Raw genomic sequence first — 23,633 nt, 5'->3', positions numbered from 1 at the left:
TAAATAATATTATTATTTTATCAATATAAAAAATAAGCCTATTTTAAAGGATATAATTTTACATCTTTACCTAACCAGGCTTGTAACTTAGCGTAAATTTTTTGTTGATCTTCTTCAGAAAAATCTTTAATTCTGGTAGTATGAGAACCATCTTTTAAAACCATTTTCAAAGCATCAACTCCTTCTTTAGGTGTTGGTCCACAAGCACCCCAAGGATCGTTAGCACCTTGAATATGTAAAATGTTAGTTCCTTTTGTTTCAATAATATTTCTAATTTCTTTAATATAAGAAGGATTGTAAGTTAAGTCTACATTTTTAGGGGCAAACCTACTATTAGTACTACTTTTAACAACTTTTAATAAATCTTTTACAGGTTCTAAATCAAAACCATAGTAGCCTAACTCTCTCATGTGTTGATAAAAAGAAGGTAAAAGTTTTTTGTATCCAGCATCACTAAAAACATAAAAACCAGAAATTTTAGCTAAATAGTTAAATAATTCTTCTGCAGATGCATTTTCTGCAGGTACATCTTCACATTTTCCGCTACCCCATTGCCAGAAAGAAAAAGGAAATTCTAATACAGCATATTCTAAAGCTTCTTCTTGAGAAAGTTCAGTGAAATTTAATTTTTTATTTTTAGCATAAGTTGCTAATAATGCTAAAACTTCTTTTCTGTTATTTAAAACAGCTCTTTGATATTTTCTGATATCAGCTCTACATTCATCACTACCAACAGAATTAATTAATTCATTAGTTCTTGGATCTTCTAAGGTATTAATTAATGGTGCAACATAAGGCACAGCAACATCAATATCATTAGGATATTTAGCTTTGTAAATTAAAGTAGTTTCTCCACCTTTACTAATTCCTGATGATAACCATTTACCGTTATAAACACTTTTAAGTTTAGTAACAATATTATGATAATCTTCAATAGCATTATCATTAGTTAAGTATTTCCAAGGAATAGAATCAGGTCTTGATTTACCATACATTCTGTACTCAACAATCACTTGATTAGATTTGAATACTTTACTTAGTTCAGTAGTTCTGTTCCATGAGTCGTAACCATCTGTAATTAAAACAGTAGGACTCTTATAATTTGCATGTGAAACATACATATAATGGTCAAATGTTCCTTCAGAAGGATTTTTAGGATTTAAATTTTGTTTTAAAACAACTTTGTACGCTTCTGTAAAATGGTCTTTAGCTTCAATAGAGTCTATTTGTGCTTTAGGAAAAGTACTTTGTAGTTTTTCTTTAAATGATACGATTTTACTTTCTTTAGTTGTTTTACATGATGCAAAAATGGCTAAAGATAGTAGAAGAAATAATTGTATTTTTTTCATTTTGGTTCTTGTTTTCGCTAAAAATACAGGCTTTATCGTATTTGGTATTATACTATATTAACTATATTTTAGCTTATATTATTCTTTATAAAGATACTGTATAATAATGTTTGTATAAATAGTTATTTTACGGCATGGAAAAAATTATTCAAATAGATAACAATTATATAGAAGATAATACAAATTTTTCAGAACTGATTTCTGAATTAAAATCTTCATTTTCATCGCAAGATACTATTGTACCTATGCGTCATCATCACGATTTTGCAAATCCAGAGGTAAATGCAGATTCTACTTTATTATTAATGCCAGCTTGGACACCAAGTAAAACAGCTGGAGTTAAAATAGTAACTGTAAGTCCTGAAAATAGCCAGTTTGATTTACCTTCTATTAACGGAACTTATATTTATTTAGATGCTGTTAAAGGAACAATTAAAGCAATTTTAGAAGCAAAAAGTTTAACTGTAAAACGTACTGCTGCCGCTTCAGCTTTAGCATCATCTTTTTTATCAAGAGAAAATGCTTCTTCTTTATTAATGATTGGTACAGGTGCTTTATCTGTTAATTTAATTAAGGCACACGCTTCGGTTCGTCCTATTAAAAATGTATTTATTTGGGGACGTAATTTTAGTAAAGCTCAAGCTATTTGTGAAACATTAAAAGATGAAGATTTTACAATTACAGCTATAGAAAATATTCAAGAAAAAATTTCAGATGTAGATATTATTTCATGTGCTACATTATCTAAAACTCCATTAGTTTTAGGGGGATTTTTAAAAGCAGGACAACATGTCGATTTAGTCGGAGCTTATAAAAAAGACATGAGAGAAGCTGACGATGAAACAATAACTAAAGGAGCTGTTTATGTTGATACTTTTCAAGGTGGATTAAAAGAAAGTGGTGATATCCTTATTCCTTTGCAAACAGGAATATTAAAGGAAGAAGATATTAATGCTGATTTATTTCAGTTATCTTCAAATCAAAAAACAGGAAGAAAAAATCAAGAAGAAATTACGGTTTTTAAATCTGTAGGTCATGCTTTAGAAGATTTAGCAGCAGCAAATTATTTTTATAAAAAATATACTAATGAGTAAAACATATCAAAATATACTAGCTAAAACTGATTTTGTACCACATAAAGATTGGTTAAAAATTAAAACGATTGACATGCACACAGGTGGTGAACCTTTACGTGTAATTGTTGATGGTTTTCCAGAGTTAAAAGGAAATTCAGTTTTAGATTACAGACGTTATTGTAAAGAAAATTTTGATGAATTACGTACTGCATTAATGTTTGAACCACGTGGTCATGCAGATATGTATGGATGTATCTTATTACCTCCAAATGATGATGATGGTGATTTTGGAATTATATTTTTACACAACGAAGGATATTCAACTATGTGTGGACATGCAATTATTGCAATATCTACTTTAGCTGTTGAAATGAATTGGGTTGATGTTAAAGAAGGTGAAAATATTTTAAAAATTGATGCTCCTTGTGGACGAATTACTTCTTTTGCAAATGTAAAAGATGGAAAAGTAACAGGTGTTCGTTTTCATTGTGTACCAAGTTTTGTAGTTGGTTTAGATAGAACTGTTGAGGTTGACGGGTTAGGAACAGTAACTTACGATTTAGCTTACGGAGGTGCTTTTTATGCCTATGTCGATATCGCTAAAAACAACTTTGATTTTGATTTAAGTACTGATTCTTACAGAGCTTTAATAACAAATGGTATGAAAATTAAACATGCCGTTATGCAAGCTGATAAAGAAATATTACATCCAATAGAGGAAGATTTAAGTTTCTTGTATGGTACTATTTTTATTGATAATACAAAACAAGCTTCTGGAACTGATAGTAGAAACGTTTGTATTTTTGCTGAAGGAGAAGTAGATAGATGTCCTACAGGTTCGGGTGTTTCAGGAAGAATGGCTATTCATAAAAAGCGAAATGAAATTCAATATGGTGAAACCATGACAATTGAAAGTATTACTGATTCGGTATTTATAGGATCTGTAGTTTCTGAAGAGAAATATGGCCCTTTTAATGCGGTTATTCCACAAGTAGAAGGAACGGCTTATATTACAGGAATGCAAACGTTTACAATTGATCCAAATGATCCAATGAAAGACGGGTTTATTTTAAGATAATAATATCTAATTTATAAAAAACAAAAAGGGTTGTCAATATATTGACAACCCTTTTCTATTCAAATAAAAGACTAACTTAACACACTATAACAATATAAATTTAATTTACTTCTGAATTAGTTTGAATTTCTGTTAAAGGTACTGGTAAATAAGAATGTTGTGAAGCATTAAAACCTGTTCTTCCTGCATCTTGCATTGCTTTATCTAACATTCCCCATCTTCTTAAATCAAAGAAACGTACAGATTCTAATGTTAACTCCATAGTTCTTTCATGGATAATCTGTGTTTTTACAGCATCTTTAGATGTTATTGTTATTGCAGGCATATTTCCATGTATAGCTCTTACCTTGTTTATATGAGTTATTGCTTCAGTTGTAGCTCCAGTTTCATTTAAAGCTTCAGCATACATTAATAATACATCAGCATAACGCATTAATACTACATTTAAACCTATATAAGAATTATCATAGACATAATTTGGTAACCATTTTCTAAAATAAGCATGATTTTCATAAGTATCATTATACTGCCAATCCATTAATTGATCCCAAGTATATCCTTGCATTTCATTGGTGTTTGTATCATTAAAGAAAGGATCTCTAAAATATACTGAACCATATAATCTACTATCATAACGTCCTGTTGTAGCAATCATTCCTTCTGCTTTCATTTCAGTAACAATAGCAGGGCTTGCTTCAATACCTCCCCAGCCACCTAAAGACCAATCACCTACAAAAGCATGTAATCTTGTAGCATTCCAAGAATTGTCATCACCACTTTTAAATTGTAATTCAAAAATAGATTCTTGATTATTTTCATTTTCACCATTAAACAAGCTTAAAAAGTTTGGCTCTAAATTATATGAACCAGCATTTCCATTAACAATTTTTTTGAATGCAGCTGCTGCATTTTCATAATCACTAGCATCTGAAGATGTTGCGTCACCAGCTTTATACATGTAGGCTTTTCCTAAATAAGCTAAAGCAGCTCCTTTAGTAGCTCTTCCTGCTTGTGTATCTCCAACAAGACTTAGCATTGCTTCAGCATCTTGAAAATCTTTAATAACAACTCCCCAAGCTTCTTTCCTTGTTGCTAATGCTTTATTTAATGTTTCCGTATTAATCATTTCTGTTCTTAATACTATTTTTTCAAATAATGTTAATAATTTAAAATGATAATACCCTCTTAAAAAAGTTGCTTCACCAATAATTTGTTTTTTTTCTTTTGCTGAAATTTGTTCAGCAGTCATTTCATTAACTTTTGTAATTACTTGATTAGAAAAGTTTAAACCTTTATAATTAGTTTTCCAAAGTACATTTAAAAATGTATGTCCGTTGGTATAATTAAAATTAAAAATAGATAACCAATGTCCGTAATTAATAGCATCTGGACCTGGTAAAGCATAATCTGACCTAAAATACTCTACAACAGGTCTTCCTTCTTGCCATCCATCCCAAAAGTTACTTCTAGCTTCTAGTTCTGAGTAAGCAGCAGTTAATCCTGATTGTGCATCTTCTGCATTTCTCCAAAATGAATCTGAATTTAATTGATCTGGTGATACTTGCTGAATAAAAGCATCATCATCACAGGCTATTATTGTAACTGTAAAAACAGTAGCTATAATTATTTTATATATGTTTTTCATTGTTTAATTTTTTAAAATTTAAATTGGACACCTAAAATAAATGATTTATACTTTGGATATAAAGACCTATCAATACCTTTAGATAAAGTAGATCCTCCTACTTCAGGATCTAAACCACTATAATCTGTAATTGTAAATAAATTTTGCCCTGTAACATATAATCTTAACTTATCAATTTGTAAGTTATTTAATACTTTTTTAGGTAAGCTATATCCTAATTGAATTGTTTTAACTCTTAAATATGCACCATTTTCAAGAAAACGTGTTGATGCTCTATTGTTTTGATTAGGGTCTCCTAAAACAGCTCTAGGAACTGAAGTATTTGTATTTGTAGGTGTCCAAGAATTTAAAGCTTCTGTTTCAAAGTTTCTTCCTGCATCTAAACCTAGAGATTCAAAACGGTTTCCATTGTATATTTTATTTCCACCAACTCCTTGAAAGAAAATATTAAAATCAATTCCTTTATAATCGGCAGATAAATTTAAACTATATTCAAACTTAGGAATTGCTGTACCTTTATATACTTCATCCTTACTATCAATAATACCATCATTATTCTGGTCAATAAAACGAATATCTCCTGGTTTAGCAAATTTTTGCATAGCATTATCTGCTCCATGAAGAGCAATACTATTTGCGTTATGCTTATCAATTTCTGCTTGATTTTGAAAAATACCATCAGCTACAGGTAAAAAGTAAGCTCCAGGTTCATAACCTATTTTAGTTTGGTTTACAAAATGTTCAGATCCGAATTTTAATCCATCACCATATAATACTTGACTAGTACTACTTAATTTAGTTACTTCACTATTAATTGTTGTTAAAGTAGCAAAAGCGGCATAACCAACTTCATTTTTTTTATTTGTATAACCTAATTCAAATTCAAGACCTTTGTTTACAAATTCTCCAACATTTATAATAGTAGTATTTATTCCTCCTGATTCAGACGGAATAGATGGAATTAATAAATCACTTGTAGTAGAGTTATAATAATTTACTGATCCTTTAAGAGCATGGTTTAACATGGTGAAATCTAATCCAAAATTTGCTGAAGTATTAGTTTCCCATTGTAAATTATCATTTTGTAATTCTCTTGCAATACTTCCTTGGTAAGATGTTTGTGGATTACCAAAAACATATCCTCCATTATTTTGACTTTTTCCTTGCTCGATTTTAGCTACATAATCATAATAACTTAAAGCGTTATCATTACCTGCTTGTCCCCAACTAAAACGTAATTTTAAGAAATCAAATAAGTTTTGATTTTTCATGAAATTTTCTTCAGTAATTTTCCAACCTAATGCTACAGAAGGGAAGGTTCCATATTTATTGTTTTTTCCAAACTTAGAACTTCCATCTCTACGAATACTTGCTTGAAATAAATATTTGTCATCGAATGAATAATTTACTCTACCAAATTGAGAAGCCAAACTGTATTCATAATTTGTTCCAGTTGCAGAACGTGTACCATCTCTAAAAGCATTTAAAGTATTAAAACTAGGGTCTAAAATAATCGCTGGTATTTTATCATCTAAGTCTCCGTTATTATTCAAGTCTTTAGGTGAATATTTCCATCCTTCTGCTTGTGCATAGGTTTCTTTTAATGGCTCTGAAATTCTTTGATAACCTGCTAAGAAATTGAAATTACTTTTACCAAATTCTAAACTGTAATTTAAGGTGTATTCTTGGTTTATTCTTCTAAATTTATTGTTGTACTCTGAAATAAAAGCAAATTCATTTTCTGGATTTGATGGTACAGCTCTTACTTGAAAAGCTTGATGAAAATCATAGGTATAGTTTGTTAAATTTGATACAGAGTAATTTACTTTAGCTGTTAAGTTGTCTAAAAGATTATAACTTACGTTTACACTTCCTAAAAAGTATTTTAATTTCGTATAATCATTCTTAAAATGATCTTCTCCTACAGGATTTTTATGGTCAGGTAAGCTACCGTCTCTATAACCAAATCCTGACTCTTTTGTTTCATCAAAAACAGGAATTAAAGGAGATATTTGAAAAGTTTCTCTTAAAGAAAATTTTTGTTGTTCTCTATAAGTTTCACTATAATTTAAACTAGTATTTACCTTAAATCTATCTTTTGTAAATCCGATGTTAGCATAAACACCTTTTTTAGTGAACATTGATCCAATTAACATTCCTGTTTCATCAGCATAACTAGCACCAGCACTATAATTAAAATTATCTGAAGCACCACTCATTCTTACATTTAATAAGCTTAATTCACCATTTCTATGTGTTTCATCTAACCAATCAGTATTTGCTGTTATTGGGGCTGTTACGTATGAAGGTAAACTTTTTCCTGCATTTTCATACATTTGTTTATGTACACTTACATATCCGTTAGCGTCTAATAGTTTTAACTTTTTTCTTGCAGTATTAATACTAAGAGATGTTTCAATTTCTATTTTAGATTTTCCTTTTTTTCCTTTTTTTGTCGTAATTAGAACAACACCATTAGCTGCTTTTGTTCCATAAATTGCTCCAGACGCAGCATCTTTTAAAATTTCCATAGAAGCAATATTTGTTGCATCAATAAAATAAGGATCTGCCTGTACACCATCAATAATATATAAAGGTTGGTTCTGACCAAAAGTACCAATACCTCTAATTGAGATATCTGCTCCTGAACCAGGGCTACCTGATGATGAAGTTACTGTAACTCCTGATACACGTCCTTGTAGTGCGTCAATAGGGTTTGTTGTAACTACACGTGTTAATTCTTCTGCCTTAACTTGTCCTACAGCTCCTGTTACATCGCTTTTCTTTTGAGTACCGTAACCAACTACAACAACTTCATCAAGAGTTGCTGCATCTTCAAGTAATGTAATATCAATTGTTTTTTTATTTTCAACAATTATTTCTTTAGTTATGAATCCTAAGTAGTTGAAAATTAAAGTATTTTTAGGTTCTGCCTTTATGGTATAATTACCTTCAAAGTCAGTTTCAACACCTATACTTGTCCCTTTAATAATAATAGAAGCGCCAGGTAAGGAAAGTCCATGTTTATCAATTACTTTACCACTGATACTATTTTTTTGAGCGATTACTTTAGAAGTTGAAGCTATAAAAAAACAAATAAGTAAGGTTAAAAATGAAAAATTGATCGTTTTACCATTTTTGAGATTTTCTTTTTGATTCATACGTAATTGGTTTATTAATTATGATTTAAGTTCTAATAAATTAAGATACTTATAAAACAGTAGTATAAAATATTTTGACAAACTCTAAAAGCCAAATGTACAGGGAATTAAAAATTAAACACAACTAGTACCTACTAGTTTGTGATTTTTAGATGTTTAGTTTATTTTTGTAAGATTAGTTTTACTAGCTTTAAGCAAGGTGTAAATAGATTCTAAAATCTGTAGAAAAATCATAATTTTTTACATAAAAAAAAACTTCAATTAAGATATGATTAAACAAACAGAACTGCTATTAGTAAGCTTATTAATTGTTTTGATAAGTTGTAAAGATAAAGTCGAAAGTAAAAAAGAGAAGGTGAAAACAATGGTACATACTAATGTGCTCAATTATGTTTTTACACCCAAACATAAATTTGATAAAAAAGGTTTAATGTTTTCTGATCAAGGGGCTTGGTTTGCATACAGTTTCCCGGATTCTATAAATACTACAGGTTTTTCAGGTCCTTTTTTAATGACTCAACAAAATGGTATTTGGAGTAGTTCATCACTTACTAACTTGGTATTGAAAAATACAAAATGGACGTCAATTGATACAAAAAGTTATAGCAGTCATTTAGAACAGGTTTTTTTATCAGAAAAATTAGAGTTAAAACAACAATTATTTTTTTTATCAGGACATACAGCTATTATTAAATCAATATTAAAAAATAAAAGTAATTCACCACAAGCTATTAATTATAGTTTTAAAAATGAACAGTTATTAGCTGACGGATTAAAATTATCAGTAAAAGAAAATAATTTAACAATTAAATCAGCTTTAACAGATACTGTTGGTCATGTTATTTTTCCTGAAGATGTACTTTTAAAGGCATTAACAGATAGTACTTATATTTCAAATGAAATAGAAATGGTATTAAAGCCAAATGAAACTAAAGAATTTACAATTTCTCAAAGTTTTATTTTTAAAGAGTATTCTTGGATAAAAGAGCAAGAAAAAATTATTGTTTCAAATTTTGAGACTGTTTTAAAAGATAGAAAATTAGAAAAAAACACAGAATTACAATCATTAATAGAAAATAGAAAAATTCAATTTAATGATGATAAATATGCTGAGGTATTAGCAAAAACACAATTAACATTACAAAATAACTGGAGAATTCCTGCTGGAGAATTAAAAGATGAAGGTTTATTTCCTAGTTATCATTATAAATGGTTTCATGGTTTTTGGTCTTGGGATTCTTGGAAACACGCAGTCGGATTATCTTATTATAATACTGATCTGGCTAAAAAACAAATGAGAGTTATGTTTAACTTTCAAAATGAAGATGGTTTTATTGTAGATTGTGTTTATAGAGATACTTTAATTGAAAAACACAATTATCGTGATACAAAACCACCACTTTCTGCATGGGCAATTGCTAAAATTTATAAAAAAGATAAAGATATTTCTTTTGTAAAAGAGTTTTATCCGAAGTTAAAAAAATATCATGAATGGTGGTATAATAAACGTGATCATGATAAAGATGGTTTGTGTGAATATGGTTCTACAGATGGAAGTGTAATAGCTGCAAAGTGGGAGAGTGGAATGGATAACGCTATTCGTTTTGATAATTCTAAAATTTTAAAAAATAGTGAAGGAGCTTATTCAATAGACCAAGAATCGGTAGATTTAAATGCCTATTTATATGCTGAAAAATTATTTTTATCAGAATTAGCTACTCTTTTAGGAAATAAAAAAGATGCAGATAATTTTAAGAAAGAAGCTGAAAAGTTAAAATTGATAATTCAATCACAATTTTACGACCCTATTGATGGATGGTTTTATGACACTACTTTAGATGGTAAAACATTTATTAAAGGAGAGGGAAGTGAAGGGTGGACAGCACTTTGGGCAAATGCAGCAACACAAGAACAAGCAGAAGCTGTTAAAAATAAAATGATGGATCCTAAGAAATTTTTTACAAAGGTTCCTTTTCAGACTATGAGTGCTGATCATGAAAAATTTAATCCTTTAAAAGGATATTGGCGTGGTCCTAATTGGTTAGATCAATCTTATTTTGGTGTAAAAAGTTTACGTAATTATGGTTTTGATAAAGAAGCTGATAAGGCAACGATTCAAATATTGAAAGGTGCCGAAGGTGTTCTTGGAAAAGGAAAATCAATTAGAGAAAATTACCATCCTTTAACAGGAGAAGGATTAAGTGCTGAAAATTTTAGCTGGAGTGCTGCACATATAATTATGTTATTACAAAAAGATTAAATGGACTACAATCAAATAAAAATATCGATTCAACAAGCAGAAGAAATTCTTCTTAAAACCTATAATATTAAAGGTGTTGCATCTGAGTTACCAGGTGAATTAGATTTTAATTTTAGAATTAAAGTACCAAATTCTGAAGGCTATATCTTAAAAATTTCTCGTCCGAATGAGGATGAGAATTATTTAGATTTTCAACAAAAATTATTACAGTATGTAGCTAATAATGAAAAAAATATTATAGCACCTAAAGTAATTGAAGATGTTGATGGTGTTGTAATATCTACTATAATTGATGCGTTTGGAAATGCTCGTAAAGTGCGTTTGTTAACGTGGATTTCTGGTAGAGTTTGGTCATCTGTAAACCCGCAATTAGATAGTTTGCGTTTTAGTTTAGGTGAACAATGCGGATTGTTAACTAAAGCCTTACATGGTTTTAATCATCCAGAGGCAAACAGAGAATTTGTATGGGATGTAGCACAATCACTTTGGACTTTAAAACATATTGATTTATTTGAAAATCAAGAAAAAGAAATTATAACTTATTATCAAAAACAATTTGAAAATAATAAAACAAGTTATGATTCTTTAAGAAAATCCGTAGTTCATAATGATGCCAATGATAACAATGTTATTGTGTCAAAAGAATTGGTAAATCCAACGGTAAAAGCTGCGATAGATTATGGTGATGCTATTTATACACAAATAATTAATGATGTTGCTATTGCTTGTGCATATGCTGTTATGAATCATAACGACCCATTAGATGCGGCGTTAAGTTTTGTAAAAGGATATCATCAAAACTTCCCTTTAGAAGAAAAAGAGCTTTCACATTTATACAATGCAATTGCAATGCGATTGGTGATTTCTGTTACAAAATCGGCAATTAATAAAATAGAAGAACCAAATAATAAATATTTACTGATAAGCGAAAAACCAGCTTGGGAAGTACTTAAAAAATGGCGTGAAATTCATCCTGATTTTGCGGAATATAATTTTAGAATTGCTTGTGGTTTTTCAGCACATTCGAATGAAAAAAAGTTTGAAAATTGGAGTTTAAAAAATAATTTTCAATTAGAAGATATATTTCCAACAGTTCAAAAGAAAGCGATTTTCCCTATTGATTTAAGTGTTTCAAGTACTTGGATTGGTCATGAAAAAGAAGCAAGTAATTTGGCTCTTTTTCAATTTAAAATTGATGAATTACAAAAAGAAAATCCTACAAAAATTATTGGAGGTGGTTATTTAGAACCTCGTATTTTTTATAGTTCAGAATCATATCAAAAAATAGGTAATAAAGGAAAAGAAAGCAGAACGATTCATTTAGGAACTGATTTTTGGCTACCAAAATATACACCTATTCACGCTATTTTAGATGGTGAAGTTGTTATCGCAACAAATAATAAAGGCGATAAAAATTATGGAGGATTATTAGTATTAAAACATCAAGTTGAAGATTTTGAGTTTTATACTTTATACGGTCATAATTCGATAGAAAGCATAAAAAAGCATAAAATAGGGGATACTATTTTAAAAGGCGATAAAATTGCTGAACTTGGTGATAGTTCTGAAAATGGAAATTGGGTTCCTCATTTACATTTTCAAGTATTATTATCTTTATTTGATTTTACAACAGATTATCCAGGTGTTGCATATATAAATCAAATTGATGTTTGGAAAAGTATTTGTCCTAATCCAAATTTATTATTTAAGTCTGAAGAATTAGCAAATAAAAATTCGATTTCAAATAATGATTTAATTAAGTATCGAAAACAACATTTAGGTAAAAGTTTAAGTCTGCAATACAAAACGCCTATAAAAATGGTTCGTGGAGCAGGGCAGTATTTAATGGACCAATTTGGAAATAAATATTTAGATACTGTAAATAATGTTGCACATGTAGGACATGAAAATTATAATGTTGTAAAAGCAGGACAGCAACAAATGAGTTTAATTAATACAAACTCACGCTATTTACACGAAAATATCAATGCTTTAGCCAAAGAATTGATTGAAACATTACCACCCGAATTAAATGTGTTACATTTTGTGAATTCAGGAAGTGAGGCAAATGAATTAGCTATTAGAATGACAAAAGCTGTTACAGGCGAAAGAGATATTATTGCTAGTGAAATTGGCTATCATGGAAATGCGAATATGTGTATTGATATTTCATCTTATAAATTTGATGGAAATGGTGGAAGTGGTGCGCCTGAGCATACTCAAATATTTCCATTAGTAGATACTTTTAGAGGGAAATATAGAGGTGAAAATACGGCAGGTTCTTATGTAAAAGAAGTTCAAAAATGTATTGATACGATTCAAGAGAAAGGACGTAATGTAGGAGCTTTTATTATAGAGCCTATTATTAGTTGTGGAGGTCAGGTAGAATTACCAACAGGTTTTTTAGCTGAAGCATATAAAATAATAAGAAAAGCAGGCGGAATTTGTATTTCTGATGAAGTGCAAACAGGTTGCGGACGAATGGGGGAAACTTTTTGGGGTTTTCAATTGCATGATGTTGTTCCTGATATTGTAACAATTGGTAAGCCTTTAGGAAATGGACATCCTATTGCAGCTGTTGCTTGTACTCAAGAAGTTGCCGATGCCTTTGCAAATGGTATGGAGTATTTTAACACTTTTGGAGGGAATCCTGTTTCGTGTGCTATTGCAACTGAAGTAATTCGAACTGTAAAAAGAGATAAATTACAAGAAAATGCGTTAGAAGTAGGTAATTATTTAAAATCAGCATTAAAAGAACTTTCTAAGGAATTTCCAATTATTGGAGATGTAAGAGGGCAAGGACTTTTTTTAGGAATTGAGTTTGTTGATTCTTCATTAAATCCATTAGCAGCTCAAGCAGATTATTTAGCGGCACGAATGAAAGACCATGGTATTTTAATGAGTACTGATGGAGCAGACCATAATGTGTTAAAAATTAAACCACCGATTATTTTTACAAAAGAAAATGCTGAAGAAGTAATTTTCTATATCAAAAAAATAATAACGGAAGATTTTATGAAAGTTAGTTTATGAGAAAAATAATACAAAGTATCGTTCTTTTATTGATTGTTAGTTGTAATAAAACTCCTTTAAAAGAAGTTGATATTCAAAAGAATCATTACAATCACAAAATTTTTGAAGAAAACAAATTAGCACCTAGAGCTTCTTTTTTTACTTTTGAAAATTCAGAAATTTCTGATAAAGAAAATTCAAATCGCTTTTTAAATTTAAATGGCGAATGGAAATTTAATTGGGTTAAAGACCCTAAAAAACGTCCGACAACATTTCAAAATGTAGTGTATAATGATACAGATTGGAAAACAATTGCTGTTCCTGCCAATTGGGAAACAGAAGGTTACGGACATCCTATTTATTTAGATGAACGCTATCCTTTTACTACAAAATGGCCTGATGCTCCTACGGATTATAACCCTGTTGGAACGTATCGTAAAGAAATAAATTTAACCAAAGAATATTTATCAGAAAATATTATTCTTCATTTTTCGGGTGCTAAATCGGCAATGTATGTATATGTTAATGGAAAATATGTTGGATATTCTCAAGGAAGTAAAACACCTGCTGAATTTGATATAACACCATATTTATCCGAAGGAAAAAATGTAATTGCTTTACAGATGTTCCGTTGGTCTGATGCTAGTTATTTAGAAAGTCAGGATATGTTGCGTATGAGCGGAATAGAACGTGATGTGTATTTATATTCACGTCCAAAAGTTTTTATTTCTGATTATCATGCTAAAACTACTTTAGATGATTCTTATAAAAATGGAATTTTTAAAGGAACTTTTTCTGTAACAAATTCGACTGATAAAGAAGTTACTAAAGAGGTTACTATTTCTTTATCCGAAGAATTTAAAACAGTTAAAAAAATAACTGTTCCTGCTAAATCAACAGCCGATTTTATTGTAAACGAAACAGTTGAAAATGTAAAATCTTGGTCGGCAGAAAAACCAAATTTATATGCTTTAAATATTTCTTTGGATGCGAATCAGTTTGTTAAAAAATCAATAGGGTTTAAACGTGTTGAAATAAAAGAATCGCAAGTGTTAATTAACGGTAAACCGATTTATATTAGAGGTGTTAATAGACATGAAACAGATGCACATACAGGACATGTAGTTTCTAGAGAATCAATGGAAAAAGATATTCAATTGATGAAACAAAATAACATTAATGCGGTGCGTTCTTCTCATTATCCGAACGACCCATATTGGCTAGATTTATGTGATAAATATGGATTGTATGTTGTGGATGAAGCAAATATTGAAAGTCATCCGTTGGCAATAGATAAAAAAACTCAAATTGGAAACGAAATGAGTTGGTTGCCTGCTCACATGATGCGTACAAAACGTATGTATTATAGAGATAGAAATCACGTAGCTATTTATTCTTGGTCTTTAGGGAATGAAGCAGGAGAGGGTGATGTTTTTAAAACCACATATAAATGGTTAAAAACACAGGATGATAATAGAATTGTTCAATATGAACCAGCTCAAAAAGAAGATTATACTGATTTGTATTGTCCAATGTATCCAAAGCCTGAGTATTTAATAAAACATGGTGAATCAAATTCTGATAAACCTTCTATTATGATTGAATATGCACATGCAATGGGTAATTCAGTAGGTAATTTACAAGATTATTGGAACATTATAGAAAAGTATGACAACTTACAAGGTGGTTTTATTTGGGATTGGGTAGACCAAAGTTTAGAATATAAAGATGAAAATGGAAAACCATATTTAGCGTACGGACACGATTTTCATCCAGATTTACCAACCGATGGAAACTTTTTAAATAATGGATTGGTAGACCCTTACAGAAACCCGAATCCTCATTTATCAGAAGTAAAAAAAGTATATCAACCTGTAAAATTTAGTTTGGTAAATAATAGTACTATTGAAGTTACTAATAAAAACTTTTTTACAGATTTTTCAGATAAAACTTTTAAATGGAAGTTATTAAAAGATGGTAAAGCTATTGATAGTTTAACGAATATTCATTTAGACATTAAAGCACAAGAAAGCTTAAATTGGAATCTTAAAAAGAATTTAAGTTCTTTTAATGATGTATCAGAATATATTCTTGAAGTAAGTTTAGTACAAGCAAATGCTACAAAAATGATTTCTAAAGGATATGAAATAGGATGGAATCAGTTTGTTTTACAAAAAGGAACTAAAAAGAAAACACTTGCTGTTTCAAATGAAAAATTAACGATTAAAGAAGATACAGCTTATAGTTTTAATAATAGTTATACTTCTTTTAAAATCGATAAAAAAACAGGTGAAATAATTTCATGGTCATCAAATGATAAAGAAATAACTAATACACCCATTAAATTAAATTTTTGGAGACCACCTACAGATAATGATTTAGGAAATGGAATGAATAAATGGGCTAAAATTTGGCAAGATGCAACCTATAATTATAGTGCAATTTTAAGTGAAAAGCCAAAACAAGTTTCAAACGGAATAAGCTATAAAGTGAATTATAAATTACCAAATAATGAAGCTACTGTTGTTGTAAAATATACGTTGTCTTTTAATGGTAATTTAAAATTAGATTATTCGTTTACACCTAATAAATCTGAACTTCCTAATATTCCTCGTTTAGGAATGTATTTAAGTATCAATAATGATTTTAAAGAAGTTTCTTGGTATGGTAAAGGACCAGAGGAGAATTATTGGGATAGAAAATTAGGTCAGAAAACAGGGCTTTATTCTGATGAAATTATAAGTCAATTTCATAGATATCCTCGTCCTCAAGAAACAGGAAATAAAACAGAAGTTCGTTGGATGCAAGTTTCATCAACAGCACTTAATTTAAAAGTTGTAGGAGAGCAGTTATTAAATACCAGTGTGTGGCCATTTAATATGAAAGAACTAGATTTTATTGCGAGTGATGCAGGACAATCAGCTTCAGGATTGGTACCAGTGACTAAAAAACATGGTGCGGATATTAAAATTGGAAATACTGTTCAATGGAATATTGATTTACAACAAATGGGAGTAGGAGGAGATACTTCTTGGGGAAGACAAGTTCATGAAGAATATACGATTCTTGCAAATAAAACATATGAGTATTCATTTACTATTGAGCCAACAAAAAACTAAATAGTATATTAATTATAGTTAACAACTAAAAAAAAGCAACTCATATGAGTTGCTTTTTTTATGAGATAAATATTATTTTGAAATTCCAAAAGGATCTTCAATAGTATGCATTGGTTCAGTAAACCATTTAGGACCATTTTTAGTCATATAAATATGATCTTCATGACGTATTCCAAATTTATTAGGAACACAAATCATAGGTTCATTACTAAATGCCATACCTTCTACTAAAGTAGTATTATCATTTTTAACAACATATGGCCATTCATGAATATCTAAACCAATTCCATGACCTGTTCTATGAGGTAATCCTGGTAATGCATATTTAGGACCTAATTGATGACTTTCTAAAGTTTTTCTAGCAGCTGCATCAATATCAGCACAAATATTTCCTAATTGAGCAGCGTCAAATGCAGCTTGTTGTGTTTCTTTTTCAATATTCCAGATAGATCTTTGTAAGTCATCTGCTTCACCAAAAACATAAGTTCTTGTAATATCAGAAATATAATTGTGTAAAACACAACCAGTATCTACTAATGCAATTTCGTTTAATTCTAAGTTTTTAGGAGTTTTTACACCATGAGGAAATGAAGAATCAACACCAAATAACACGATACAAAAATATGAACCTGACGGAATTCCGTATCTAATATGTGCTTCGTGAATAAAATCTACTACTTCTTTAGATGAAATACCAACTCTTAAAATTCTTGCAGCTGCTTTTTGAACCTCTAAAGTGATGTTCATTGCATGTTGCATAATAGCAATTTCAGCATCTGATTTTATCATTCTACAACCAGCTGTAATTGGTGTAGCACTTTCTAAAGTAAATGATGTGTTACATTTATTAATTCCATCAGTAATGAAAAAAGGCGTTGCTTCATCTATTAAAATATCACCTTCAGTAACTTTGTTTTCAGTTAATATTTTAGTGAATAATTTATAAGGACTTTTGTGTTCTTCCCAACAATTAACTTCACCTTTTATTAGCATGAAATCTAAAATAGTTCCTTTTTCAAATCTTGGTGCAATAAAATGAAGGTCTCCATTTTGAAATAAAATAGCACCTACCATACGTTCACTTGAATTCCATTTCATTCCTGTGAAATAAAATAAATTAGTTCCTGCATGTAAGTACATTGCTTGTTTGTTTTGATTTTTCATCATTAAACAAGCTTTATCTATTCTAGATTGAAATTCTTCTTTCTGAATCGGTTCAACTAAGTGAGCTGTTGGAGTTATTGCGTTTAATTCTGCCTCTATTGTAGAGCCTCCAATTCCAAATGTATTCATGTAATTTTTTTTTAATTGTTCATTAATGCTTCAATATCCTTAATTTCGATAGGCATTGCAGCTGTTAAATTGATGTTTCCTGTTTCAGTGATTAAATAATCATCTTCTAATCTACATCCAATTCCTTCTTCAGGAATATAAATACCAGGTTCACAAGTTAACACCATTCCTGTTTCAAAAGGACGAGAATATATACCAACATCATGTACGTCTAATCCTAAATAATGAGCTGTTCCGTGCATAAAATATTTTTTATACAATGGTTTTTCAGGATCTTGCTTGGCAACATCATCAGCATTTAATAAATTTAATTTTATTAATTCAGCTTCAACTAATCCTGCCATATTTTTTTCGTAAACACTTGGTAAAATACCAGGTTTTAACATTTTACTACCTTCTTTTAAACAATGTAATACTGACGAATAAACAGCAGCTTGTCTTTCAGAGAATTTTCCATTTACAGGAAAACAACGAGTAGTATCGCTATTATAATTAGCGTAACAAATCCCGAAGTCAAGTAAAATCATTTCACCATCATTACAAACTGAATCATTTGTATTATAGTGTAAAGCACAAGCATTTTTACCAGAAGCAATAATTGGCTTAAATGCGTGATGCGAAGAACCTGTTTTAACTAAGTTATAAGCTAATTCAGCTTCTAACTCATATTCTTTCATACCAGGTTTACATGTTTTTAACACGCTAGTAAAAGAAGCAACACTTATATCAGAAGCCTTTTGTATTAAGTCGTATTCTACTTTCGATTTTACAGGACGTAAATCACGAGTAATTTTTGCAGCTCTATAATAATCATGTAATGGGTATTTTTGTTTACACCATTTGATCATTCTATCTTGTTTTGTTTCTTGATCATTGGTAACACGTTTAAGGTGTTCGTTATGACCTAAGTAAAAACCATCGGCTTCAAAAGCCATGTACTGTAAAAATAACTCAAAATCTTTATCCCACTCAACTCTTGAAACTCCAGAAATACTTTGAGTTTGCTCTTTAGTTAGTTTTTCACCATCCCAAATTTTAATAAGCTCGCTTGTTTCTTTTATAAATAGAATAGCTCTATTTTCTTTTTTGAAAGCATCAGGATACAACACTAAAATAGTATCTTCTTGATCGATACCCGAAAGGTAAAAAAGATCATTGTTTTGTGTAAATCCCATAACATCATCAGCATTATGATGTTTAACATCGTTAGATGTTAAAATAGCTATGGTATTAGGTTTCATTTGAGCAATGAAATTTTTTCTATTTTCTATAAATAAAGAATTGTCAATTTGATCGTAACGCATATTATATTTTCTTACGGATGTATTTAATTACTTTTTATGTGTTTTTAATATTCAAATTATGAATATCTTTCTACATGAAAAGGGTTTAAATCTAAACTTGTTTTTTTATCAGAAATAATTTCCGAAACTAATTTACCAGTTGCAGGACCTAAACTCCAGCCCATCATTGCATGACCAGTAGCAATAGTTACGTTTTTAACTTTTGATAAACGACCAATATAAGGTAATCCATCAGGAGAACATGGTCTTAAACCAGCAGCAACATCGTCAATTTCTTTTTGATTAATTTTTAAACCGTCGTAAAATCTCTCACTTGCTCTAGCAATAGCATCTACTCTTACACGGTTTATATTATTATTTATTTTATCTACTTCCATTGTACCTGCAAAACGAGTAAAACCATTCATTGGTGTTACAGCAACTTTTGCTTCCATTAAAATGGCAGGTATTGTAATTCCTGTATCTTGAGATACATTAATTCTATATCCTTTACCAGCCTGAATTGGTACGGTAGCATTTAATTTTTTAACTAAAATTTGAGACCAAGAACCAGTAGCAACAACAATTTCATCAGCTGTTACTTCTTGTTTATTTGTTCTGATAGAGCTTACTTTATCGCCTTTAACATTGATATCTAATACCTCTTCATTGGCTAAAATAGTAACACCCTTTTTTTCTAAATAAGATTTTAATTGTGGCATAAATTCATTCGGAGTCATATGTGCATCTGTATGATAATACACAGCTCCTTTAATGTTTAAGCCAGCATTTGGTTCTAATTTTAAAACCTGTTCTTTTGTTAAGTTTTCAACATTTAAGCCTTCTTGAATAGCACGTTTACCTGTTTTCCATTCTTCTTCACCAGCTTTATCAGTTTGGTAACACATTAACAAACCTTTGTGTTTGTAAAAGAAATCAAATTCATTAGAGTCTTTTATCTCTTGATATAATTCTCTACTTAATATATTAATATCTTTAATGGTTTTAATAGAGCTTTCAACTTTTTCTTTTGTTGATGCTTTTTTAAATAACCAAGTCCATTTTAAAAAATCATAATCTAAACGAGGCTTCACAGAAAAAGGACTTTTTGAGTCAAACATCCATTTAATACCTTTGTTTATCATACCAGGAGCTGCCAAAGAAATAATATGACTAGGAGTTATATATCCTGCGTTTACATAAGATGCACCACTTGAAAAATCAGATTTATCAATTATGGTAACTTTGTTTCCTTCCTTTTGAAGATAATAAGCTGAACATAAGCCTATAATTCCTCCTCCAATAATTACTATTTCTTTTGACATTTAATATATTATTTTGAACTTACTCTTTTTTAATTCTATTTACGGTAATAACTCTAAAAGTACTTGTATTAATCGTAACTGTTATATTATGATGTGTGTTGGTAATATAGAAATTTTTACCTATTTTTTCGTAGTTTTCTAAAGCAGTGTCTTCTAACACTTTTCGAATAAGTATTTCTATTTCAAATTTAGAAAAAGCCATACCAAGCTTTTTATTTATCCTTTGATAAACAAGCTCGGTATAGCAAATGTTTCTTAGTATTTTATGTTTTATTGTCTCCAATTCTTTTAAATCGAAAGATAACTCTTTTTTTTAGATAACTTGAAATCCATGTGCATAAGGGTCATCTTGGTCATCAATAATAATATTATTGTAACCAAAAACCTTTGCCCATCCTTGAATACTTGGTATAATTGCTGGTTTTCCGTCTAAAGTAGTTTCCTCTTCAACTCTACCAATAAATTTACTACCGATAAAACTTTCGTGAATAAATTCTTCTTTTAATTTAAGTTTTCCTTTTGCATGTAACTGTGCTAATCTAGCAGATGTACCTGTTCCACAAGGGCTTCTATCAATGGCTTTATCACCATAAAAAACGGCATTTCTACCAGAAGAAGTTGGGTCAATTGGGTTACCTGTCCAAAGCATATGTGTTACATCTCTAATGGTATCATTTTCTGGATGAATAAACATATCAGGATATTTCTCATTAATGCTATTTCTAACAATTTGAGAATATTGAATGATTTTACTAGCTGTAAAATCGTGTACTCCAGAAAAGTTTTTCTGCGGATCTACAATAGCGTAGTAATTACCACCGTAAGCAACATCAAAAGTAATTTCACCTAATTCAGGACAGTCAATAGTTAAATTTTCTGCTGCTAAATAACTTTTTACGTTAGTTAATCTAACCCAGTCTACCTTTTTACCAGTTTGACCGTATTCAATATTTACTAAACCAGCAGGAGCTTCCATTTTAATTTTTCCTGGAACTTTAGGAGTAACTAAACCTTCTTCAATTGCAATAGTAATAGTACCGATAGTTCCGTGTCCACACATTGGTAAACAACCAGAAGTTTCAATAAATAAAATTCCAAAATCATTTTCAGGATTATGAGGAGGAAATAAAATACTTCCGCTCATCATATCATGTCCACGTGGTTCGAACATTAATCCTTTACGAATCCAGTCATAATCTTTTAAAAAATGCTGGCGTTTTTCGCTCATATTTGCTCCAATTAAATTTGGACCTCCACCTGCTACAACTCTAACTGGGTTTCCACACGTGTGTGCATCAACACAAAAAAATGTTTTTCTCATACTAAATTGAATAGCCAACTTGCACTCTTCCTTAGAAAAAACCTTTCAAAATTTCTTTAATTAAGAAAGCAAAGTTGGCATAGTTTTCAATTTCTTTAAATCATCAAAATAATAGGTAACTAATTTTGTTGATTTAAAGAAATTGTTAATGTTTATTAATTTAACTGTTCTTCTGTAAGTTTATTAATTTCTTAATTCACTAGGTAATAATTCTGTTGGCCAATCTTGAAAACTAAATGGTCTTATCCATCTTTTAATAGCTCCTAAACCTACTGCTGTAAATCTAGAATCTGAAGATGCTGGGTAAGGTCCACCATGTGTCATAGACTCACAAACTTCTACACCTGTTGGTACTCCGTTAAAAATAATTCTTCCTACTTTAGCTTGTAAAGCATCTGCTACAGCTGGTAATTCAGCAAAATCTTCTTGTTCAGCTAATACAGTACCTGTTAATTGACCGTCTAAACTATCAATAACTTGTACTAATTCAGCTTGATCTTTTGCTTTTACAACTAAAGAAAAAGGACCAAAAACTTCTGTATGCATTTTAGGATTTGCTAAAAAGTCAGCTCCTGATACAGCACATATTGTTGATGCTGCAAAGTTAGGTTCAACACTTCCTGCTACTTGAGCAACAACTTCAACACCTGGTTGAGAAGTAACTATTTCACCGTTTGATACAAAACCGTCTTTAATATTTGGGTGTAACATACATTGTGGTGCAATTGCTACTGTTTTTTCTGCTAAATCTTTAACAAAAGCATCAGTTTTATCACCAGCAAGAGTTAATAATAATCCTGGTTTAGTACAGAATTGACCTGTTCCCATAGTAATTGAACCTGCATAAGTAGAAGCTGTTGCTTCAGACTTATTTTCAATTACATTTGGCATTACTACTACTGGATTGATACTTCCCATTTCAGCAAATACTGGAATTGGTTCAGTTCTTTCACCAGCTAAGTTATAAAGTGCTCTACCACCAGCAATACTTCCTGTAAAACCTACAGCTTTTACCTTCGGATGTTTTACTAATGCGCTACCAACAACTCTTCCACTTCCTGTAATGTTTGAAAACACACCATTTGGCATTCCTGTTTTTTCTGCTGCTTTAATAATTGCTGAAGCAACTAATTCACCAGTTCCAGAGTGCATTGCGTGTGACTTTACAATTACTGGACATCCTGATGCTAATGCACTAGCAGTATCTCCACCTGCAGTTGAAAATGCTAATGGAAAGTTACTTGCTGCAAATACAACAACAGGTCCTAAAGGAATTGAAGTTTTTCTGATATCTGATTTTGGTAATGGTTGTCTTGTTGGAATTGCTTCATCAATAGTAACACTTCTCCATTCGTCTTTTAAAATTAAGTCAGCAAAAGCTCTTAATTGACCAATAGTTCTACCTCTTTCTCCTTGAGCTCTTCCTTCTGGTAAACCTGATTCAGACATATACATATCTGTAAGTTCAGTATCTAAAGCTAAAATTTCATCTGCTATTGCATTTAAGAATTCTGCTCTTTTTTCTCCTGAAACTTTACGATACTCTTTAAATGCGCTATCAGCTAATGCTACAGCTTCGTTAACCTCTTCTAAAGTTGCTTGAAAAAAAGGTGTTGGATTTTGTATATTTAACTTAGGATTTACTGTTTGATGAGTGGTAGTTCCTGTAGCTTTTAATTGATTTCCGATATAATTCTTCCCTGTAATCATT

14 protein-coding genes are annotated in these 23,633 nt (G+C 30.2%); 5 read left to right on the top strand and 9 right to left on the bottom strand.

Translation table 11 applies throughout. The features are described from left to right. Positions 1-38: 38 nt before the first annotated feature. Complete coding sequence (locus AB0T67_RS05665) at positions 39-1,349, bottom strand: S28 family serine protease (RefSeq protein ID WP_369219503.1); 1,311 nt, start codon at positions 1,347-1,349, stop codon at positions 39-41. A gap of 134 nt (positions 1,350-1,483) precedes the next feature. On the opposite strand from AB0T67_RS05665, the gene lhpI reads away from it, so the two are divergent. Beyond that, complete coding sequence (lhpI, locus tag AB0T67_RS05660) at positions 1,484-2,443, top strand: bifunctional Delta(1)-pyrroline-2-carboxylate/Delta(1)-piperideine-2-carboxylate reductase (RefSeq protein ID WP_369219502.1); 960 nt, start codon at positions 1,484-1,486, stop codon at positions 2,441-2,443. Beyond that, positions 2,436-3,503, top strand: coding sequence for a proline racemase family protein (locus tag AB0T67_RS05655; RefSeq protein ID WP_369219501.1), 1,068 nt, complete (start codon positions 2,436-2,438; stop codon positions 3,501-3,503). Before lhpI ends, AB0T67_RS05655 begins: the two co-directional genes overlap by 8 nt. 100 nt (positions 3,504-3,603) lie before the next feature. Here AB0T67_RS05655 and AB0T67_RS05650 read toward each other — a convergent pair whose 3' ends face one another. After that, positions 3,604-5,148: a RagB/SusD family nutrient uptake outer membrane protein gene (locus tag AB0T67_RS05650; RefSeq protein ID WP_369219500.1), complete on the bottom strand. Its 1,545-nt coding sequence runs from the start codon at positions 5,146-5,148 to the stop codon at positions 3,604-3,606. An 11-nt stretch (positions 5,149-5,159) separates the two neighbouring features. After that, positions 5,160-8,309, bottom strand: coding sequence for a SusC/RagA family TonB-linked outer membrane protein (locus tag AB0T67_RS05645; protein ID WP_369219499.1), 3,150 nt, complete (start codon positions 8,307-8,309; stop codon positions 5,160-5,162). A 268-nt stretch (positions 8,310-8,577) separates the two neighbouring features. Here AB0T67_RS05645 and AB0T67_RS05640 point away from each other — a divergent pair, with 268 nt between their 5' ends. Genes AB0T67_RS05640 through AB0T67_RS05630 form a run of 3 tightly spaced genes read left to right on the top strand, consistent with a single transcriptional unit; the run spans position 8,578 to position 16,700 of the window. Then, positions 8,578-10,569: an MGH1-like glycoside hydrolase domain-containing protein gene (locus AB0T67_RS05640; protein ID WP_369219498.1), complete on the top strand. Its 1,992-nt coding sequence runs from the start codon at positions 8,578-8,580 to the stop codon at positions 10,567-10,569. Next, the gene (locus AB0T67_RS05635; RefSeq protein ID WP_369219497.1) at positions 10,570-13,602 is read left to right on the top strand and encodes an aminotransferase class III-fold pyridoxal phosphate-dependent enzyme; all 3,033 of its coding nucleotides are present in this window, start codon (positions 10,570-10,572) and stop codon (positions 13,600-13,602) included. It abuts the gene before it with no gap. Then, positions 13,599-16,700, top strand: coding sequence for a glycoside hydrolase family 2 TIM barrel-domain containing protein (locus AB0T67_RS05630; RefSeq protein WP_369219496.1), 3,102 nt, complete (start codon positions 13,599-13,601; stop codon positions 16,698-16,700). Before AB0T67_RS05635 ends, AB0T67_RS05630 begins: the two co-directional genes overlap by 4 nt. A 72-nt stretch (positions 16,701-16,772) precedes the next feature. Here the strand turns inward: AB0T67_RS05630 and AB0T67_RS05625 are convergent, their stop codons facing one another. The 6 genes from AB0T67_RS05625 to AB0T67_RS05600 all read right to left on the bottom strand — a co-directional run bounded on the left by AB0T67_RS05625 (position 16,773) and on the right by AB0T67_RS05600 (position 23,632). After that, positions 16,773-17,993, bottom strand: coding sequence for a M24 family metallopeptidase (locus AB0T67_RS05625; RefSeq protein ID WP_369219495.1), 1,221 nt, complete (start codon positions 17,991-17,993; stop codon positions 16,773-16,775). 11 nt (positions 17,994-18,004) lie between these two features. After that, positions 18,005-19,297, bottom strand: coding sequence for an aminopeptidase P N-terminal domain-containing protein (locus tag AB0T67_RS05620; RefSeq protein WP_369219494.1), 1,293 nt, complete (start codon positions 19,295-19,297; stop codon positions 18,005-18,007). Positions 19,298-19,353: 56 nt separating this feature from the next. Beyond that, the gene (locus tag AB0T67_RS05615; RefSeq protein ID WP_369219493.1) at positions 19,354-20,601 is read right to left on the bottom strand and encodes an NAD(P)/FAD-dependent oxidoreductase; all 1,248 of its coding nucleotides are present in this window, start codon (positions 20,599-20,601) and stop codon (positions 19,354-19,356) included. Positions 20,602-20,620: 19 nt separating this feature from the next. Then, entirely contained in the window at positions 20,621-20,884 is a 264-nt protein-coding gene (locus AB0T67_RS05610; RefSeq protein WP_369219492.1) for a DUF3781 domain-containing protein, read from the bottom strand. Between the two features lie 30 nt (positions 20,885-20,914). Next, positions 20,915-21,922: a 4-hydroxyproline epimerase gene (locus tag AB0T67_RS05605; RefSeq protein WP_369219491.1), complete on the bottom strand. Its 1,008-nt coding sequence runs from the start codon at positions 21,920-21,922 to the stop codon at positions 20,915-20,917. Positions 21,923-22,105: 183 nt separating this feature from the next. Then, positions 22,106-23,632 carry an aldehyde dehydrogenase (NADP(+)) gene (locus tag AB0T67_RS05600; protein WP_271231432.1) on the bottom strand — a complete coding sequence of 509 codons (1,527 nt, stop codon included), beginning with the start codon at positions 23,630-23,632 and terminating at the stop codon, positions 22,106-22,108. Position 23,633 lies beyond the last annotated feature (1 nt).

It is taken from the genome of Tenacibaculum salmonis, from assembly GCF_041053065.1.
Taxonomy (GTDB): domain Bacteria; phylum Bacteroidota; class Bacteroidia; order Flavobacteriales; family Flavobacteriaceae; genus Polaribacter; species Polaribacter pacificus_A.
The sequence above is the reverse complement of the archived record's forward strand: the minus strand, read 5'-3'. Positions and strand labels throughout refer to the sequence as shown.